This window comes from Pedobacter sp. MR2016-19 (assembly GCF_014947265.1).
In the GTDB taxonomy this organism is placed as follows: Bacteria; Bacteroidota; Bacteroidia; order Sphingobacteriales; family Sphingobacteriaceae; genus Pedobacter.
Window position 1 is genome coordinate 95,091 of record NZ_JADCNK010000001.1, and the last position, 20,851, is coordinate 115,941.

The following is a 20,851-nucleotide window of genomic DNA, read 5'->3' on the forward strand; positions in this document are numbered from 1 at the left end:
TGTGTGGATAATCGATAGATTTTTTTGCAACATCGCGGTTCCTTTTCCCTTCTTTACAAAAATACTATAAATTTATGGCATATACGTAATTAAGAAGTCATGAAAGGATTAGCCATTTTCATCCTGTTTTTGCTCTGTTTTGCTACAAATACATTTGCACAAAGATTGGCAGATTATTTATATTCTTGATACAAGGAGAAAAGAGGGGTGGAACTAATGGTTGTTTAGGACTCAAAGATTTTATTGCAGGTCAGGCTATCATAGAATTCGTCATTGCGAGGAGGTACGACGAAGCAATCTTACTACTATGGGTTATAGCGATCGTTGTAAGATTGCTTCGTCGGCTGAAAAAGCCTTCCCGCAATGACGAATTGTTAATATTATTTATTCTTTCTCTAAATCTGCTGCACCTTTTTTAAATAATTCGGCCTGTTTGTCCAGTTTTGCTTTTGCTTCTCCGCTTGCAGCAGCTGCCTGTTTGGCTTTACCCTGTGCAGTTGCAGTATAAGCACCGGCCAATTGCTTGTTTAAATAAGTTTGTAACTTTAATCTTTCAATGGCGTTACTAATGTTCGTTATACCTTGCTCAGTAACCGCAGGGTTAGTGTTGGCTCTCAGATACTGAAAATACTGACCTACTACACCAAAAACTTTATTCCTATCGCCCGTAAGCATAATGTTATCGTAAAATGCCTGATAATCATCCTTTGGTTCGTTGATGTATAAGGATGCGATTGAAGGCGCAATGTGCGCTCTTGTATCTTCATCTAACGATGCTATGGCCGGAATGGTTTCCTGCGGTGCCAGTTTGGCCAGGCCATCAATACCAGCAGCAATTACCTTGTACGATCTATCTTTTAAACTTTCCAATACTAAAGTTTTATAAGCCTGATCGCCAGTTGCTGCTAGTTTCACAATTGCAGCTGATCTTGCTTCGGTATTTTTATCTGTTTTGGCGATCTGAAGTAAAACCGGCAAAGCGGCTGCTTTAATCTGAGCATCTTCTAAGTTAATGCCATCTATACTTAAAGCGCGTAAATCTGCGGATTTATCCTTTAAACCTTCTAACAACACCTGTTGACCGCTGTTGGCTTTGCTTTGCATAATGAATTGTAAGGCTTCAATTCTATTGGCATAACTTGGGGCATTTTTGTACTGGAAATAATAGTTTTCTGCAGTTTTATTGTCATTGGTTTCGCCAACCAAAATTTTATCCACATCAAAATCGATTAAATCGGGTTTGGCACTCACGTCAAAGCTAAAATTCTGCTCACGACTATTAATCAGAATTTCTTTCCTGATTTTTTTACCTCCTGCGTAAATATCAATTTTTATAGGCAACGTAAAGGTCTGCACGCTCGAATCCTGTGTTTGTTTAACTTTAATTGTTGCCTTGCCGTTTTCGTAACCATAATCGATACTTAAAACCGGGTGACCACCATTGTAATACCATTGATTAAAATAAGGACTCCAATCTTTTCCGGTAACATCTTCCATCGCTAAACGCAATTGATGTGTTTCGCCGTTTTTAAAGGCATTGGTAGTGAGGTAACGGTTAAGCGATTTGTAGAAAGCCTCATCACCCATCTGGTTTTTTAAGGCATACAAAATAATAGATCCTTTGGCATAGCTGATATTATCGAACATATCTTCCTTATCATTATAATAGAAGCGGGCTAAAACCGGACTTTCGCCTTTTTTAGTCGAACCAAGGTAAGATTGTAGTTTTTCGTAACGCGATTTATCTTCCGCATCCTGACCTGCATCATGCCCATGCCAGATTACCTCACCAAAGGTGGCGAAAGATTCGTTCATGGTTAAGTTAGACCAAGATTCGGCCGTTACATAATCGCCAAACCACTGGTGAAAAAGTTCGTGTGCAATGGTTCCTTCTTCATTTTCGTCCAATAACTCCCGATCGGTTTTTTGTACCTGTTCGCCGTGCAAAGTAGCGGTAGTATTTTCCATAGCGCCCGAAACATAATCTCTGGCTACTACCTGTGCATATTTGTTCCATGGATAATCCACACCTAACAAATTGCTGTAAAACCGGATCATCTCAGGTGTTTTACCAAAAATTTGCTTGGCGTAAGGTGCATATTTAGGCTCCAGGTAATAATTCACCTCCTTGCCTTTATAAGTATCTTTTGTGATTTTGAATTCGCCCACAGCCATCATAAACAAATATGGAGCGTGGGGCAAATCCATTTTCCAGGTATCGGTTCTTGTTCCATCTGCATTTGCTTTCTGGCTCACCAATTTTCCGTTAGAGAGCGTTGTATATTTCGATTTTACGGTTATCGAAATCTCTTCGGTCGTTTTCTGATCAGGCTTATCAATAGTGGGAAACCATGCTGAAGATGATTCCGTTTCACCCTGTGTCCAGATCTGTGTTGGCTTATTTTTATCAGTACCATCCGGGTTGATAAAATACAAACCTTTTGCATCGGTTATGGCCGCACTTCCTTTTACTTTTAATTCATCTGGTTTAGCGGTGTAGGCGATATAAACTGTGTACTTTTCGGTATTGGTGTACTTTTTATTTAAGGTGATATACAGCTTATTATCTTTATAAACATATTTAAGCGGAGTATTTCCTTTTGCGCCAACCAATGCAACGGTTTTAATATCCATTCCCTGTGCATCAAAGGTTAAAGAGTCTGTAGCATAAAAATGAGGCTTTAATGTAACCCATTCTTTACCGTTCAGGTATCGCTTAGCATAATCAAAAGATACATCGAGTTTGGTATGTACCAGATCGTTAACTTTGGTTGCAGTTACACGGTAAATATTTAAGTTGTTCGATTTTTCTGCAGGCTGCTCCTGTGCAAAAAGTGGATTAGCCATTAAGGCCGAAGCCAGCATCATACCACAGGCAATAATTTTTTTATTCATTTTTATGTTGTTACGGTTAGTACACTTTAAACAAGCTATTCGTGCCAAAGCTAAAACGCAAATGTAGTTCCCTTTCTTTTGTTTTTACAAACATTAAAAAATTTAATTGGTTGCTACAGGCTGCAAAATGTAACCTTTAAGCTGTAACCCTTTTATTAAACCCTCGGCACCTACTAAATGGCCAGCTCCAACAGCTATAAACAGCGACTGGTTTTGCATTAAGGCAGGTAATTGATCTAACCATCTTTTATTCCGGTTTTTCAACAATTCGGTCATAAATTCTTTGGTTTCCTCATCCTGTATTTTGAAAAAATCGGTTAATTTATCGATATCCTGGGCAATATAATTAGTTTTCAGTTCCTCCATTTGTTGTTTGCTTTTATCCGCTTCCCTAATTGATTTTAGCAATGCTTTTTTTTGTTTTTGCAGATCGCTATCAAACAAAAGTGCACCCTGATATTCGGCAGTTTCCAAACCATATAATGACTTTCCGTTTTTCCTGGCATATTTCTGAAAGCTGTCATCTATACCTTCGCTTATATCATTTAACATATCCGGGCTTTCAAAAAGCACCATCATTATCGATACCATTGCAGGTTTAAACTTATTCATCTGCTCTAGTTCAAAACCTGGTTGTTTGGTTTTAAAATAATCTTCAACCTCTTTAAATTCTGCTTTTGTTAATAAACGATCTAGTGTATTGTCTTTCATTATTAAAAACGGGGCAATTTTAGATTGCGTACTACTATCCATTACAATTTCGCCAACTACTGCATCAGCCGATTCCAATTTCTCTTGTAAAACCTTCATGGTATCGGCAAATTTTGCACTGATTAAATGATAGGTGCCAAACAAATAGGAGGGCTTTTTTAATCCGTTACCGGAAATTTCCCACAGCAGGGTGTTAGTAGCCTTTTTAGTTTGTGCGTTAAGGCTGAGCCCGAACCCTAAAAGGGCGATGAATAATAATTTAAAGTTTTTCATTGAATAGTAGCGTTGAGTAAAATTAGGGTAAGATATTAGAATTATGCTAAAGTTAAGCTACTGTAGGCCAGGAGAAAAATGCTCGTTCGTAAAATATTGTTTTCGCAAATACAAATCCTTATTTTAGTCAAATATGAAAAAGGCGCTTTTATTCCTCATTACAATCTGCATCACTACTCTGGTTTCTGCGCAGCAATATGTTATTAATGCACAAATCACTGGTTTTGAAAGTGGAACTAAGTTTTACTTAAACGATCAGGAGCTTGATACCGACATTGATAGTGCCATCATCGAAAATAACGTTCTAAATTTCAAAGGCACCCTTACAAAAACGCCTCAATCGCTATGGGTAAAAACAATTGTAGCAAATGAGTCTTATTACTTTACCTTACTGATGGGAAATGAAAAAATTAATGTGAGGGGAGACATTAAGGATTTGCCTTTTGATCTGAAGATAACCGGATCAAAAACGCAGGATATGCACAATAAAATGATAGACTTGACCAAAGAAGGCATTAAGCAACGGAATAAATTAGTAGCAGAATACTTTGCCCTGACTGATGATAGCGCTAAATTAAAGGCTAAAGCAATATGGAAGGTTATTGGAAAGATAGATAGTACAGACAAGGTTACAAGAATGAATTTTGTAAGGCAGAATTTAAATAGTTTTGAAGCGCTCGATGCTCTTTTCTATCTTAAAAATGATTTTCCAAGAGATACAATACGTAAATTTTATAATTCTCTTCATTCAGATTTTAAGAATACGTTATATGCAAAAAGAATTGATACGTATTTAAAGGTTGGAGACATTATCGATAAAGGAGATAGTTTTTACAATTTTAATGCTTTTGATAAAGATGGGAAGAAACATTCTTTATCTGAAGTATCGGGCAAATATATATTACTAGATTTTTCATCTACATTCTGTGGTCCTTGTATTGCTTCAATTCCAGAGCTAAAGGAGATCTCTCAAAAGCTCAGTGATAATTTATCAGTAGTCTCCTTTTCATGCGATGCCGGGAAAGAAACCTGGCTGAAAGGCTTAAATAGAGACCAAACAAAATGGCTAAGCCTCTGGGACGGGAAAGGATTTTATGGTGAAACAATCATCAAATATGGTATATCAGGTTACCCTACTTTTGTACTCATCAATCCACATGGAAAAATCGTCTCCAAATGGTCAGGCTATGAAGAGGGAGCGCTATTTAATAAAGTTCTTGGACAGATCTCTACAAAATCCAATTAATATTTTGTTTTGCACTTAAGCCTAAACCCAATGTAACGGGTAAAAGAGAATCACAAATAATCTGATCTTTCTATTAAGTAAAGGTTTTAAACAAATTGCGATAAGATAAGTGCTAAACATACCTGCTTTCCTTTATTTTTTTGTTTTTTTGTGTAAATCGTTAGATATATGACTACAGATATTCAATCCATTTTAAATAAGTTGGGCGTAAAAGCGGTCAATTCAGCCTATAGTACAGGTAGCCATTGGGGAGGCGAATCGAATACCGATACACTAGAAAGTTTTTCTCCTGTTGATGGTAAACTGATCGCTACGGCAAAAGTTGCAGGCAAAGCAGACTATGATGCGGTTGTTGTAAAGGCACAAGCAGCTTTTGCGGACTGGCGTACGGTTCCTGCTCCAAAAAGAGGCGAAATTATTCGCCAGTTTGGCGATGCTTTACGTGAGCATAAAGACGCCTTGGGCACTTTGGTTTCTTACGAAATGGGAAAAAGTTTACAGGAAGGATTTGGTGAAGTGCAGGAAATGATCGATATCTGCGATTTTGCAGTGGGTTTATCGAGGCAGCTTTATGGCTTAACGATGCATAGTGAACGCTCGAACCACCGCATGTACGAACAATGGCATCCATTGGGAATTGTAGGAATTATTTCTGCCTTTAATTTCCCTGTAGCCGTTTGGAGCTGGAACACTGCTTTGGCTTTGGTTTGCGGCAATGTTTGCATCTGGAAACCTTCAGAAAAAACACCCTTAACCGCCATTGCCTGTCAACATATTATTGCAAAGGTTTTTAAAGATAACGGTATCGCCGAAGGGGTTTGCAACCTGGTTTTAGGCGATAGGGAAGTTGGCGAACTCATGACAAATGATGGCCGTATTCCTTTAATTTCTGCCACCGGATCGACACGCATGGGCAAGGCAGTTGGAGCTGCTGTTGGGGCGCGGTTAGGAAAAAGCTTGTTGGAGCTTGGCGGTAATAATGCCATTATTATTTCAGAACATGCTGATCTAGACATGAGTTTAATTGGTGCTGTATTTGGTGCGGTTGGTACTGCAGGCCAGCGTTGCACTTCTACCAGAAGGTTAATTATCCACGAAAGCGTATATGATGCTTTTACCGCTAAACTGGTTAAAGCTTACGGACAATTGCGCATTGGTGATCCTTTAGATCAAAATAACCACGTAGGTCCATTAATTGATACCGATGCGGTTGCAGCCTACTTAGATTCTATTGCTAAATGTAAAGCTGAAGGCGGCAATTTTGTGGTAGAGGGCGGCGTTTTATCCGGGGATGCCTACACAAGCGGGTGTTATGTAAAGCCATGCATTGCGGAGGTTCAGAATGATTTCAAGATTGTTCAACACGAAACGTTTGCGCCAATTTTATACTTAATTAAATACAAAACATTAGAGGAGGCCATTGCTTTGCAAAACGCTGTTCCGCAAGGATTATCTTCGGCCATTATGACCTTGAATTTAAGAGAGGCAGAGCAGTTCTTATCGGCCAAAGGATCTGACTGTGGTATCGCAAATGTAAATATCGGTACTTCAGGTGCAGAAATTGGCGGTGCTTTTGGTGGCGAGAAAGAAACAGGTGGTGGCAGGGAAAGCGGATCGGATGCCTGGAGAGCTTATATGCGCAGGCAAACCAATACCATCAATTATTCGGATACACTGCCTTTAGCGCAGGGGATAAAATTTGATTTGTAAAGAAAATTCGTCATTGCGAGGAGGAACGACGAAGCAATCTATATTGGTTAGGATTTATAACTAGGGGTGTCCGAAACCTTCGTTAACAAAAAAGGCGCTGAACTAAAAATTCAGCGCCTTTGTGGTAAAATATATGATGGAGTTAGAATAGTTTTTCTAATAAAGAAACCTGTATGTCGTCATAACGGGACTTGTTGTTAGCCAAAAGAGATTTTCCTGTTAATCGGATACTACTTTCCAGCGCAGTAAAACCAGCCATGTTTATTCTGGATGCTACACCCATTACAGCTTGGTGTAAATCGGTAATCCCTTCTAATTTTAAGGATGCACCATCTTTAATATTTGTTGATAAATTAACAGTGTTGGCTTTAATATCTGCCGATGCCTCATCATTTAAAACAATGTTTAGGCTTAACAGGTTGAAATTTCCGGCAGTACTTACACTTGCAGTATTTGAAGCTTCGATAGCAGTTAAGTTATTTACGCGGACGATTACGGTTAGGGTATTTTTATCAAAAGAGCTAACTCTAAGTTCTTCACCATGCTGTTGTACCAGGGCATTTTTGGTGTAATATTGATTATAAACCTCAACACTTTCTTTGGCATCCTGAACAAGGACCAGTTTTACGTTTCCGGAAACTACAATTTTACTGATGTTTCTAACATTTGTTAATGCAGTGTAGCTGGCATTATTTTCTGTTGAATTTGCTACGGCTGTTGCGCTGCTTAAAGTAACCATTACCAATGCTGCTGCGAATAAATTTTTGATAGAAGTTTTCATGACCTTAATATTTTTATGTTTATAAAACTTTATTTTAAATCCCTAATTATTAGGTGGTTTTGTAATTAAGACTGCGGTATGGCAAAAACGTTTCAGCCAGTTACTGGCTATTATACCATGCACTTTTATTTATAGACGAACGCCGAATTAACCTATACGAAATCCTGCGTATTTTGGAAACATCGACGAAAAAAAAGGCCGGATTAATTAAAACCCGGCCTCCTGGAATAAAATTTAGCTTAAAGTTTTTTAATAAGCAGATAAGTAGTAGTCTCGTTCCAAAAATAATCATCACGATTATCGTCGTAATAAGTACTTTCTAATGTGGTAAGCACAATGGTGTATTGGTATCCGTTAATATTCTTGGAAACAGTCATTAGCTTTGCCGGATAGAGGTACGCCTGTTTTTTATCAATCGCCTTTAATTCTCCTTTTTGGTAGGCTTTTACCGCCTGATCGAACAACGCTTTAAAATCGATATGTAATGACGGCTGATTGTTAATTGATAGTGAAACATTTAGGTTGCTTCTCTCTATTTTAAGATCTGCACCATTAAGACGTATCAAATTTTCGTTGGGGTATTGATTAATTGGGATGAGGTAATCATAGCCCTTAACATTCAAAACCTGGTTTTCGTCGTTCTGAAGTTTAATGTTTACACCCTCATCGTATTTTCTTTCATCCCTAACCTTAAAAATAGCTAAAGCAGTATCTACTTTTTTTTCTTTCATACTATAACGGTAAGTATCAGAGGTATCGATTTTCTGCTCTATTTTGCTCAGGTCTTTTTTGGTAAAAGACTGTAAAGTTTTTAACCCATGAGTATAGACCAGGTACCTGATTACCGCAGGTCGTTCTTTTATATCCTCTTTTTTCGTACTGCTCATGATCCTTTTTAAACGGCTCAACTGCGAGAACTTAGAAACTGAAAAAGCACTCTGCGGACCATATGTAGCCAAAAGCGAAGTGATGCACAAGCTTATTGGGATAACTTTAATATTCTGTTTTTTACTGAAGAGAAAATAAATGGTTATACCTGCAAGCCATAGTGCCAGTGCCGTTAAAATATACCTGCTTTCGGTAATACCATAATGACCAACCCTTTTCCACACGGCTAATAATAAAAGTACCACTAAGGGGATCAACATGACATAAAAGAATCTCGAAAATAATTTAATCCAATTATTTCCTGCTGTTTCTTTAACCGGGTAAACCAACAGCAACGATAAAATGCCAAATACCGAATAGCCTAAAATCAGGCTCGATACCAGTCCTTTAGGCAATTGCCATTGTACTGCGATTTTAAGTTCGTAAATCAGTAAGATTGCCAGGTAAATGGTTACAAGTGGGATAAGCACAAACTGTGTAAATATTTTCAGGCCTCTTGGGTAACTTTGATCTTCTTCAAGCAATTTATAATCCGTTGGGATTCCTGCTAAAAAGAAAGTAGTATTAAACCCCGCACTAATAATGGCAAATAAAGTCATGTAAGTTTGCCATCTGATATCCGCATTAAATAATCCGTTAATGGCAACCAAGGCAATTGCTAAACCTGCATATAGAACGGCAGAGTAAAGCGCAGAAGTTAGAAACCTTAAAAAAAGTGCTTTGTTAAACTGCCAAAAACCATTCATTTTTGCATGACCAATAAATGGAGCAAATGCCACAAGCAAATGAAAGGCAAAGGCGAATAGGAAAATGCGGTAAAGATCTGCCGAATAGTTTGCAGGATCGAGGCTGAAATATAGTATTGCACATATCAGGATGCCTCCCACGCGCAACATCCATTTTTTTATTGGCAGATATTGGTTCCGTTCAGAAATTAAATCGAGAGCCAATAAAAGCGTAAGCGCCAGATTTAAAATAGCTATCGCTTTTATCAGGTGGCCTTCGAGTTTTTCATTTGGTTCCGAATGATATCGGTAATCTGAAATGTGGATGTAATAGCACCAGCAAATAGTTGCAGCAACGGCAAAAATAAATTGTAAGGGGAAGCGCTTTATTACGTTTCTAAAACCATAGTAAAGCTGTTGGAGAGAAGGTAATTTCATCCGGTTTTTTTGATTAAAGATATCATCTTTTATGGTTAATGGCTACAGCTCAATTTTTAAATTGTTAAAAAAGGTTAAACTATCAAAAACAACTAATATATTAGTTAAATTCGATAAACAAAACCAAATCCTATCTATGAAACCGCTGTTACTCTCATTGTTCTTTTTTATTTTTACAAGTACTTATTCAAAAGCACAGGGCCTCCATACGATTAAGGGCCGAACGATTGACACTGCATCGACAACCCTGTTATCGGGAACTTCTATTGCCGTTTTAAATGCAAAAGATTCTACTCTGGTAAAATTTACCCGGACAGCAGAAAATGGCTCATTCGAGCTTACCGGAATTAAAAACGGGAAGTTTATCTTATTAGTTTCTTATCCTAAGTATGCAGATTTTGTAGATCATTTTACGCTCGATTCTACTACTCAGGTTAAAGATTACGGAAAAATTAACCTCACCGGGATGGCCAAAATTCTCGCTGATGTAATTATTAAAGGAAACAGAACAGCCATAAAAATTAAAGGTGATACTACAGAGTTTGATCCCAAAGCATATAATATCGAACCAAACTCAAAGGTAGAGGATCTGATTAAACAGTTTCCGGGCTTTCAGGTAGATAAGGATGGGAAAATTACAGCTCAGGGCAAAACGGTGCCGAAGGTATTGGTAGATGGAGAAGAATTTTTTGGCGACGACCCAACATTAGTTACGAAAAATCTTCGGGCTGATATGGTAGAGTCGGTTCAGCTTTATGATAAGGCGAGCGATCAGGCTAGTTTTACAGGCATTGATGATGGCGAAAAAACTAAAACGCTAAACATTAAACTCAAAGAAGATAAAAAGAACGGTTATTTCGGTAAAGCGCAGGGTGGTTATGGCACGAAAGATTTTTATCAGGGTCAGGGAATGTTTAATAAATTCTGGGGCAAAAAGAAATTTTCGGCTTACGGCATTTTAGGCAATAACGGAACGGTAGGTTTAGGTTGGGATGATAGGGATAAATATAGCGGCTCGAGTGGCTTAACGGTGAGTGATGATGGCGGAATGTATTTCAACTATAGCGGGGGCGATGATTTCGATTCGTATGATGGCAGGTACAATGGTCAGGGTTTGCCAATGGCCAGAACAGGTGGTTTGCATTTCGATAACAAATGGAATAAGGATAAAGAATCGTTAAATACGAATTATAAAATTGGATCGATCAGGGTAAAAGGTAGCCGGAATTCGATCAGCCAGAATAATTTAGCATCAGGTTCGCAATTTAGCACTTCAGATGAAGATTTTGATAACGACATGTTCAGGCAAAAACTGGATGCGACCTACGAAATAAAAATCGATACCACGTTAACCATGAAAGTAAATGTAGATGGCGCTTTGAAAAAAAGCAATACTTCAAACCACTATAAAACGACTACAAATGGAGAAAATGACTATTTCTTAAATTCATCAGATAGAATGATCACCAACGAGGCGGACGACCAGAATTTCAACATGAATTTGTTGTTAACCAAAAAACTGAAGAAAAAAGGGCGTACATTATCTTTAAACCTTAACCAATCAATTAATAAAAACAATTCTGAAGGCTATTTAAAATCTGAAAATAAAAGACGTATTATAGAAACAGGGACAATATTGGATAGTCTTACCAACCAGTTAAAGGTAAACGATATCACAAACAATTCGTTTAAATTAAATGCAGCTTATACCGAACCGCTCTCTAAAACCTTAACGGTGATTTTGAACTATGGTTTAACGTTGATGAATGGAAAATCAGACCGACGATCATTCAATCAATCAGGAAGTGGCAGATATGATATGCTGGATACACTATACAGTAACAATTTTGAACTGAACCAAACCATTAATCAGGGTGGTGCCATTTTCAATTATAAAAAGGGTAAAACGGTAATCAATTTTGGTTCGAAATTTAGCGGAGTAAACTTTAAACAGAATGATGTTTACCACAACAGAACATACATCAGAAATTTTGTGAATTATATGCCTCAGGCATCATATCAGTATCGTTTTTCTCAACAGAAATCGCTCAGGATCAATTATGACGGGAATACCAACCAGCCTTCACTCGATCAGTTACAGCCGGTTAGGGTAAACAATGACCCTTTTAATGTAGTTAAAGGAAATCAGGATTTAAGGCCATCATTCAGAAGCAGTATTAGTACAAATTACAACTCTTATAAAGTGTTAACCAATCAATCCATTTGGTTAAGTGGTTCTTATAGTTTTACCTCAAACCCGATCATTGGTGATGTAAATACCGATGGTGCTGGTAAGAGTACTTACACTTATATCAATTTTTCGGATAAAATGCAGACAAACTTTTACCTGTACGGACAGATTGGTCGGAAAATTAAGTTTCTGGATATGAATGTTGGTTTAAATGTGGATGCAAACGGAAATTCTAACTACAACTACATCACTACTAACCAGAACAGGGTATTAAATAACACCAAAAACTATACTTATGGTGGTGGTTTAAACGTTTCGAAATACAAGGAGAAAAAGTATAATTTTTACGTCCGTTTTGGTCCTACATATAATATTTCGAGGGTAAGCGTAGGCTCCAACAGTGATGGTATAGGATATACTGGATATTTCTACGGAAATGTACAGTTGCCAGCCAAATTCGAAATATCTTCGGACGGAGATTATCAGTATAACGGTAAAACACAGGTGCTTAACAAAAGTTTCGAACGTTTTATCTGGAATGCATCGCTGGGTAAAAAATTCTTTAAATCAGAAAGCTTAAAATTCTCTTTAACGGTGAACGATATTTTAAACCAAAATGTAGGATTCAACCGCATGGCAACCAATACGACCATCAGCGAAACACGTAACACCACCATCCAACGATATTTAATGTTCTCGGTATCATGGGACTTCAACAAAATGGGCGGCGGCATTAAAACACAGAAATAATTATGAAAACTACACTAAAATATATCATCCTTTTTGCTGTGATTTTCATTAGCAGCGATCTTTTTGCACAGAATATACACTTCGTACAAAATGGCATAATTGAGTTTGAAAAGAGATCAAATATGTATGCTTTGATCCAAAAGAAGATCAACAAAGACAATGAAAGCTATCTGAATGAGGCTTTTGAGCAGTATAAAAAGAACAATCCACAGTTTAAGGTTACCAAAAGCACTTTAAATTTTACTAAAGATAAAAGTTTATACAAATGGCCAACGGTAGAAGAAACGGTAAACAATAACTGGTTGGCATCTGATGTGCTGGCCGACCTGAAAAATACCATTGCCACAAATTTCGATCTGCAAACCAGTACCACACAAAAAAGCGTATATGAAGATACTTACCTGGTTAAAGACAGTATACGTAAGATTAACTGGAAAATTACCGACGAAACAAGAGAAATTGCAGGTTATGAATGTCGTAGGGCAAATGCCATTATTATGGATTCGGTTTACGTGGTGGCTTATTACAGTAATCAGATTGCCGTTTCCGGTGGTCCTGAATCTTTTACCGGATTACCTGGAATGATTTTAGGTTTAGCTTTGCCTCATGAAAATGTAACCTGGTTTGCAACTAAAGTTACAGAAGTTGCCGTGCCGGAGAAAGATTTAGCGCCACCTACAAAAGGAAAGCCGACTGATAACAAAGGTTTAAAAGCAATATTACTTGGCGCGATGAAGAACTGGGGAGAATATGCACATCCAATATATAAGGCTTTTTCGCTTTAAGCCATTGATTTCATTTTTATAATTATACCTATTTTAGCTGATCAATAGTATGGAAATGGTTAGCGCACTTTATAAACACATTAATAAATTTATAGATCTGAGTAACGATGAACAGGAAATTCTTGCACCATTTCTTAAATCCTTTACTGTTAGAAAGAAAGCTTTTTTATTATCGCAAGGGCAAACCTGCAGGACAAATTATTTTGTGGTAAAAGGCTGCTTAAGGCTTTATTTCATTGATATAAAGGGTGCTGAACAGACGACTCAATTTGCCATAGAAAACTGGTGGATTACCGATCTAACCAGCTTTCTTTTCCAGGAACAATCTGAATTTTATATCCAGGCGGCTGAAGCTACCGAAGTCATCGCTATCGAACATCATCATTATGATGAGATGTTCCATAAACTCCCTAAGCTTGAAAGGTACTTCAGATTAATCCTGCAAAAAAACCACCAGGCATCACAACGAAGGATAAAATTCCTTTATAGCCAAACAGCTGAAGAAAGATACCGCCATTTTAACAGTTTATTCCCTGAATTTGTACAGCGTGTGCCGCAATACATGTTGGCTTCTTATTTGGGTTTTACTCCAGAGTTTTTGAGTAAGATCAGGGCAAAAAAATAGTTGTTGTTAACCGCAAAGGACGCAGAGAAATAAACGCAAAGTATGCAGAGTGGGTTTACAGTTTTTGCGTCATTTCGACTGTAGCGAAGCGGAATGGAGAAATCTGCAAGTTCTGTTATTAAATAAATTACCTATAGATTTCTCCGCTGCGGTCGAAATGACGAATCGCATAAATTTTTCGAGTAACATTTAAATGGCGAACTAACAGGACTTTTAACCCTACTTAGCGCACTTTGCATTTAGAAAATTCATTTCTTAAACTACATTAAGTTTTTTCAGGATCGGGATTCGGAACTTTACATCGTAATCAAAAAACAAATAAAATGGAAAGTAGAATTGATATCCCAAAAGTAGAACCCGCAGCTTACCAGGCCATGTACGGTTTAGAGAAATATTTATCAACCAGCAAACTAGATCCAATTCTTTTAGAACTGATTAAAATGCGTGCATCGCAAATTAACGGCTGTGCATTTTGTTTAAATATGCACTCAACAGATGCCCGTAAAATAGGGGAAACCGAACAACGATTGTATTTATTAAATGCCTGGAGAGAAACAACCTTATTTACGGCACAAGAAGAAGCTGTTCTGGCTTTAACCGAAGAAGTAACCTTAATTAGCCACCATGTTTCTGATGCAACTTATCAAAAAGCGGCAAACTTTTTTAACGAGCAGGAGTTAGCACAGCTAATTATGGCGATAGTTACCATTAATGCCTGGAACAGACTGGCCATTACTGCTAAAGTGATGGTTGGATAATTAGATTCCTCTTTCAGCTTATCACAAAGACACGATAACACCTGGTTAATGTTTAAAATAACCTGGTAATTTGTGTCTTTGTGGTTGAAAGTTGAACACTAAAGGGCCAAATTTACAGCACCCTTAATAATAGTCCTTTTAAGTATTCTCCTTCAGGAAAAGAAATCCGAACCGGATGGTCTTCCGGTTGGCAGAATTGTTTAATAATCTGTACTTCCTTGCCTGCATCAAGCGCTGCCCAGGCAATAATTTGCTTAAACGTTTCAATATCAACTGCCCCTGAGCAAGAGAAAGTAGCTAATAAGCCTCCTTTTTCCAGCAATAGCATCCCTAAACGGTTTAAATCTTTATAAGCCCTTGCTGCACGGTCTAACGCTGAACGCGAAGGTGCATATTTAGGCGGATCAAGCACAATCACATCAAACAATTCTCCTGAATCTTTAAATGCACGCAATTGTTTGTTCACATCCGATTGGATGGCCGTTACTTTATTTACATCAAATTTGTTTAAAGCTACATTTTGCTTTAACGTCTCTACGGCCAAACCAGAACTATCAACACTGGTAATACTTGCCGCATCATTTGCCAAACTGTTTAGACTAAAACCTCCGCTATAGCTAAAGCAATCCAAAACTTTTTTACCTTTTGTATAACTGGCTAAAATACTTCTGTTATCCCGCTGATCGCAATAGAAGCCTGATTTCTGTCCTTCAGCAATATTGATATGATAAATAATCCCATTTTCTTTTACCTCCAAAAATTCTGGTGGATTTTCGCCCCAAAGTAATCCATTTTCAATAGGTAAACCTTCGTGGGTACGAGCGGTTGCATCACTTTTATCGAATATGCCTCTTGGTTTTAATTCTGCTTTTAGTATTTCTACAATCTCTGTTTTAACCTTTTCAATTCCGGAACTTAAAATCTGAAGAGAAAGGAAATCAGCATATTGATCAACAATTAAGCCAGGCAGAAAATCGGCTTCACTAAAAACTAAACGACAGGTATTGGTCTGTTCGCTTAAAATAAATTGACGCGAAGCAATGGCTTGTTTTAACCGGTTCTGGTACCAGTTGTGATCAATCGTTTGTGTTTCGTCCCATTCTAACAAGCGAACAGCAACACGCGAATTGCTATTGAAGTATCCATAGGCCAGAAATTCATTATCGAAAGCAAAAACTTTGACTAAATCACCATCTTCAGGTTTTCCCTTAACTTTTTCTAATGCTCCGGAAAATACCCATGGATGTCTTTGTAATGCCGCCTTTTCTTTGCCCTTTTTTAATGTAATTTCTACCATAGCGCAAAGGTAATAATTTGCCGGGAGTTTGGAGTAGAGCGTTTGGCGCTCAGCGATGGATGATAAGTTTTGAGTTGAGAGGAGGGAGTTGGGTCAATGTCATTAAGTTAAGATTTTTAACCACAGATGGACACAGATAAACACTGATTTTTATATCTGTGTCCATCCTTTTTATCTGTGGTTAAATTATTTTCACCTGTGCCAATGGCTTAAATAATGACATCGAGCATTGGTCGACTAGCGTTAAGCGTTTAGTTATCGCTGAATGCTCTGCGCCAAACACTCAACGCTTTGCAGAAATCACCAACCGCTTGGTGCTCAGCGCTTCTTCACCAGTTCCGTATCTAAAACCTTGGTTTCGAACTCGGTAACGGGCCTTTTAGCTTCGATCATCGAAATCAATAATTCTGTGGCCACCTGCCCCATTTCGAATGCAGGCTGTTTAACTGAAGTTAAGGATGGTGAGAACAACTCGACGAGATTAGAATTGGTAAAACCTGCAATCGCAATTTTATGTGCCACTTCAGGATTGGTTTTCTTCAGGGCCATAATACAACCTGTGGTTAAACGGTCGCTTGAGATAAAAATCCCATCGGGCATAAATGGCAAAAGTTCTTTCACCGCTTCTTCCAGTTCCGCGCTGTGCATACCGCCATGCTGGCAATATTTCACCAGTTCGGGCCTAAATTCGATATGATATTTAATCAAAGCCGCTTTATAACCTGCTAACCTTTCTTTCGTTATTGAAAGGTTTTCTGAATTCGTTAAATGGGCAATGGTTCTTTTTCCTGATAAAATAAGGTGTTCTGTGGCATCGAAAGCGCCCTTAAAGTTATTGGCAATTACTTTATGGGTTTCAAAATCTTCGGGAACGCGATCAAAAAATACAATTGGTAAACCCTTTGCATATAAATGCCTTAAATAATCAAGATCCTGTGTTTCTGAAGAAAGTGCAATTAATAAACCATCAATAGAACGCGATGCCAGGTGTTCAACGTTTAGTTTTTCCTGCTTGTACGATTCGTGGCTTTGAGAAATAATTACATGGTAATCTTTATCGTAGGCAATTGATTCAATGCCGTTTATTACCTGAGAAAAAAAGTTGTTGGCAATTTCACTTACAATAATGCCGATTGAATAGCTACGGCGTTCCTTTAAACTTCTGGCAATCGGATTGGCACGATAATTTACCTTTTCAGCATAGGCTAAAACCAGCTTTTTAGTTTCCTCACTAATTTCGTAACGATCTCTTAAAGCCCGGGAAACCGTAGATGTAGACAGCCCTAATGCTTTAGCAATATCTTTTATGGTAGATGTTTCAAATCTCATGTATTGCGTACAAGTTACAAAAAATATCTCATGGTTGATTTACTCCGTAACATTAATAAACGTTAAGATAACGTTTTTGGGAACGTTTGCACACTTTTTTAGTTAAATCTGGTTTCAATTGCTTTTTAGTTTGTAAAATTGTTAAGTAAAAATAACCAAATATAAACAAACTATAACGCTCCGAAATAGAATTATATTCTATGTGCAAGCGATTGCACTATCTTAAAAAACCAAATCTTATCTACTAAATTAATAATTATGAGCAGAGTTTTACTCTTATTTACATTTCTCACTTTTATCGGATTATCATTGGCTCAGGCACAAAACCGGCAGCTTACTGGAACGGTAAAAGATAAAAAAGACGGCCAGACGCTGATTGGTGTGAGTGTTGCCCTTGCTGGTACGAAAAATGGAACCAGTACCGATGCTAATGGCACATTCAAGATCAGTATCCCGGCAAATGGTGCGGTTTTAACTTTTACCTACATTGGTTATAAAACCAAAAATGTTACGGTAACAAACGAAACGAAACTTTCAGTTACTTTAGATGAAGATGCGAACAATCTTGAAGAAGTAACCGTTAATGTTGGTTACGGAACAGTACGTAAAAAGGACTTAACTGGTGCTGTTGGTTCTGTAGGGGCTGATGTTATTGCTGCGGCTCCGGTATCCTCTGCACTAGAGGCCATTCAGGGCCGGGTAGCTGGGATTAATATTTCATCGTCAGAAGGCTCGCCGGATGCACAGATTAACGTAAGGGTAAGAGGGGGCGGTTCTATTACCGGCGATAACTCGCCATTGTATATTGTAGACGGATTCCCGGTAACCTCCATTGCCGATATTGCTCCGCAGGATATCGAATCAATAGATGTATTAAAAGATGCCTCATCAACTGCCATTTACGGGGCAAGGGGTGCTAACGGGGTAATACTTGTTACAACTAAAAACAGTAAAGATGGAAAAACGAATATCACCTATAATGTTTTTGGTGGCACCAGAAAAGTAGCGAAGAAACTGGATGTGTTATCGGCATCTGATTACGTACACTGGCAATATGAGCGTGCGCTTTTAGATGGCTCAATAACAGATTATACTCAGTATTTTGGAAATTATCAGGATATAGATCTGTACAATAATATTGCGGAAAATGACTGGCAAGATCTTTCTTTTGGTCGTACAGGAACAACCTTTAACCAGAATTTAAGCATTACAGGCGGAAGCGACAAAACCAAATACAGCCTGAGCCACAGTTTCGTAAGCGACAAGGCTATTATGCAGATGTCTGATTTTAAAAGACAGAACATCAACTTTAAATTAACCCATAAGTTATACAGTTCGCTGGCTTTAGATTTTGGTTTCCGCTATGCCGATACCAAGACCAATGGTGGTGGTACTAACGAGCAGAATGAAAAATCATCAGCCGATTCGCGCTTAAAATATGCGATCCTATACCCACCCTTTCCGGTACCAGGCCTAACAGCATCAACAGAGACCAATGATGAATTTAACTTATATAACCCACTGGTTGCCATTTCGGATAACGACCAGTATGCACACCGTAAAGCCTATAATATTAACGGAGCAGCAACTTATGAAATCATCGATAACTTAAAACTTCGGTCTGAAGTAGGTTACGACGGGCTCAGGAATGATCAGGATCGCTTTTATGGCATTACCACTTACTATGTAAAAAACCTTGCCGATTATCCCAACCTGCCTACACTTAATTCGATGAACAGCACTAGAAATAGTTTTAGGAATACGAATACACTTAATTATAGCTTTAATAAAATCCTCGGCCAAAACCACAACCTTAATGTTTTATTGGGTCAGGAATTTATCAAAACGGAGCAGAACACCTTAACGACTGAAGTTCATGGTTTTCCAAAAACATTTGGATTTGAGCAGACAAGGGTATTAACCACTCAAGGTAAAGCCGCTATAATAGATAACAATTTCCAGCCAGATGATAAATTGTTCTCTTTCTTCGGTAGGGCTAATTACGACTACAAAGGCAAATATTTATTGAGCGCGACATTCAGGGCAGATGGTTCTTCTAAATTTTCTGCCGTAAACCACTGGGGTTATTTTCCATCAGTTTCTGCCGGCTGGAGAATCTCTCAGGAAGATTTCATGAAGGATACAAAATCCTGGTTAACCGATTTAAAATTAAGGGGAAGTTATGGTGCTGCAGGTAACAACAATATCCCTGCCGGCCAGATTACACAATCGTTCATGAATTTTAACACCACCTGGATAAATGGTTTCAATAACTACTGGGCGGCATCTAAGATCATGGCAAATCCTGATTTAAAATGGGAAACAACAGTAACGCGGAACATCGGACTGGATTTTTCTTTATTTAATTCGAAAGTTACGGGTACAATTGATGCCTACTTAAATAAAACAAAAGACCTCCTGATCTTATTCCCGGTTGGGGGTACAGGATATGATGCGCAATACCGTAACCTTGGTCAAACGCAGAACAAAGGTTTAGAATTTTCTGTAAACTGGAATGCAATAAAAGAAAAGAATTTCGATCTAACGGTCAATGCAAACATCAGCTTTAACCGCAACAAGGTAATCTCTTTAGGTTCGGTTAAAAACATTAATGGTACTTCGGGATGGGCATCAACAGAAGTTGGTGTAGATTACCTGGTGGAAGAAGGCGCATCAATTGGCCGTATTTACGGATATAAAAGCGCTGGCAGATACGAAGTTTCTGATTTTACAGGTTACGACGCTACAAGCGGGAAATGGGCATTAAAGCCAGGTATAGTTGATGCGACTTCATTTGTAGGCACAGTACGCCCTGGTACAATGAAAATAGAAGATATTTCCGGAGATGGAAAGATTGATTTATCCGACCGGTCTATTATCGGCAATACCAACCCGTTAAATACTGGTGGTTTCTCTCTTAATTCGAGAATTTACAATTTTGACCTTGGTGCATATTTTAACTGGAGTTATGGAAACGATGTTTACAATGCAAATAAAATCGAATATACCTCTACCAGTAAATACGCTTCAAGAAATCTGATTTCGGTTATGGAGAGCGGACAACGCTGGACAAATTTAAAGGCAGATGGAACAATCAGCAACGACCCCGCCGAATTAACAGAAATGAATGCAAACACCACTTTATGGTCGCCATATACCAAAACCTTTGTACTAAGCGACTGGGCTGTAGAAGATGGATCGTTTTTAAGGTTATCGACCCTTACCCTTGGATATACCTTACCTGAAAAAATATCAAGTAAACTGAAAATGAAAAAATTAAGGTTTTATGCTTCTGCTTATAACGTATGGTTATGGACCAATTACAGTGGTTTCGACCCAGAGGTTTCTACCAGACGGAATACACCGCTTACACCTGGAGTTGATTACTCTGCGTACCCAAGAAGTAAATCTTTCGTATTCGGATTAAACGTTAATTTCTAGAAGACCAT

At 38.1% G+C, this 20,851-nt stretch carries 13 protein-coding genes; 7 read left to right on the top strand and 6 right to left on the bottom strand.

The window, feature by feature from the left end:
- Positions 1 to 384 precede the first annotated feature (384 nt).
- Positions 385 to 2,895: a M1 family metallopeptidase gene (locus IM793_RS00460; RefSeq protein ID WP_193419235.1), complete on the bottom strand. Its 2,511-nt coding sequence runs from the start codon at positions 2,893 to 2,895 to the stop codon at positions 385 to 387.
- A 102-nt stretch (positions 2,896 to 2,997) separates the two neighbouring features.
- The gene (locus IM793_RS00465) at positions 2,998 to 3,879 is read right to left on the bottom strand and encodes a TraB/GumN family protein (RefSeq protein ID WP_193419236.1); all 882 of its coding nucleotides are present in this window, start codon (positions 3,877 to 3,879) and stop codon (positions 2,998 to 3,000) included.
- Positions 3,880 to 4,012: 133 nt separating this feature from the next.
- On the opposite strand from IM793_RS00465, the gene IM793_RS00470 reads away from it, so the two are divergent.
- Complete coding sequence (locus IM793_RS00470; protein WP_193419237.1) at positions 4,013 to 5,125, top strand: TlpA disulfide reductase family protein; 1,113 nt, start codon at positions 4,013 to 4,015, stop codon at positions 5,123 to 5,125.
- A gap of 168 nt (positions 5,126 to 5,293) precedes the next feature.
- Positions 5,294 to 6,835, top strand: a complete 1,542-nt coding sequence (locus tag IM793_RS00475; RefSeq protein ID WP_193419238.1) for an aldehyde dehydrogenase family protein — start codon at positions 5,294 to 5,296, stop codon at positions 6,833 to 6,835.
- A 142-nt stretch (positions 6,836 to 6,977) separates the two neighbouring features.
- Here IM793_RS00475 and IM793_RS00480 read toward each other — a convergent pair whose 3' ends face one another.
- On the bottom strand, positions 6,978 to 7,616 hold the full coding sequence (locus tag IM793_RS00480) for a GIN domain-containing protein (protein ID WP_193419239.1): 639 nt from the start codon (positions 7,614 to 7,616) through the stop codon (positions 6,978 to 6,980).
- 239 nt (positions 7,617 to 7,855) lie between these two features.
- Entirely contained in the window at positions 7,856 to 9,667 is a 1,812-nt protein-coding gene (locus IM793_RS00485; RefSeq protein WP_193419240.1) for a DUF4153 domain-containing protein, read from the bottom strand.
- 136 nt (positions 9,668 to 9,803) lie between these two features.
- On the opposite strand from IM793_RS00485, the gene IM793_RS00490 reads away from it, so the two are divergent.
- The 4 genes from IM793_RS00490 to IM793_RS00505 all read left to right on the top strand — a co-directional run bounded on the left by IM793_RS00490 (position 9,804) and on the right by IM793_RS00505 (position 14,776).
- Positions 9,804 to 12,608, top strand: coding sequence for a TonB-dependent receptor (locus tag IM793_RS00490; RefSeq protein WP_193419241.1), 2,805 nt, complete (start codon positions 9,804 to 9,806; stop codon positions 12,606 to 12,608).
- Between the two features lie 2 nt (positions 12,609 to 12,610).
- The gene (locus IM793_RS00495) at positions 12,611 to 13,393 is read left to right on the top strand and encodes a GLPGLI family protein (protein WP_193419242.1); all 783 of its coding nucleotides are present in this window, start codon (positions 12,611 to 12,613) and stop codon (positions 13,391 to 13,393) included.
- A gap of 55 nt (positions 13,394 to 13,448) precedes the next feature.
- Complete coding sequence (locus IM793_RS00500) at positions 13,449 to 14,018, top strand: Crp/Fnr family transcriptional regulator (protein WP_193419243.1); 570 nt, start codon at positions 13,449 to 13,451, stop codon at positions 14,016 to 14,018.
- A gap of 323 nt (positions 14,019 to 14,341) precedes the next feature.
- On the top strand, positions 14,342 to 14,776 hold the full coding sequence (locus IM793_RS00505; protein WP_193419244.1) for a carboxymuconolactone decarboxylase family protein: 435 nt from the start codon (positions 14,342 to 14,344) through the stop codon (positions 14,774 to 14,776).
- A 112-nt stretch (positions 14,777 to 14,888) separates the two neighbouring features.
- Here the strand turns inward: IM793_RS00505 and IM793_RS00510 are convergent, their stop codons facing one another.
- Together IM793_RS00510 and IM793_RS00515 are read right to left on the bottom strand one after the other, a co-directional pair.
- Positions 14,889 to 16,073, bottom strand: a complete 1,185-nt coding sequence (locus tag IM793_RS00510) for a class I SAM-dependent rRNA methyltransferase (RefSeq protein WP_193419245.1) — start codon at positions 16,071 to 16,073, stop codon at positions 14,889 to 14,891.
- A 318-nt stretch (positions 16,074 to 16,391) separates the two neighbouring features.
- Entirely contained in the window at positions 16,392 to 17,402 is a 1,011-nt protein-coding gene (locus tag IM793_RS00515) for a LacI family DNA-binding transcriptional regulator (protein ID WP_193419246.1), read from the bottom strand.
- Positions 17,403 to 17,660: 258 nt separating this feature from the next.
- Here IM793_RS00515 and IM793_RS00520 point away from each other — a divergent pair, with 258 nt between their 5' ends.
- Positions 17,661 to 20,843 (top strand): TonB-dependent receptor, encoded by a 3,183-nt coding sequence (locus tag IM793_RS00520; RefSeq protein WP_193419247.1) that lies wholly within the window; start codon positions 17,661 to 17,663, stop codon positions 20,841 to 20,843.
- The last annotated feature ends 8 nt before the right edge of the window (positions 20,844 to 20,851 follow it).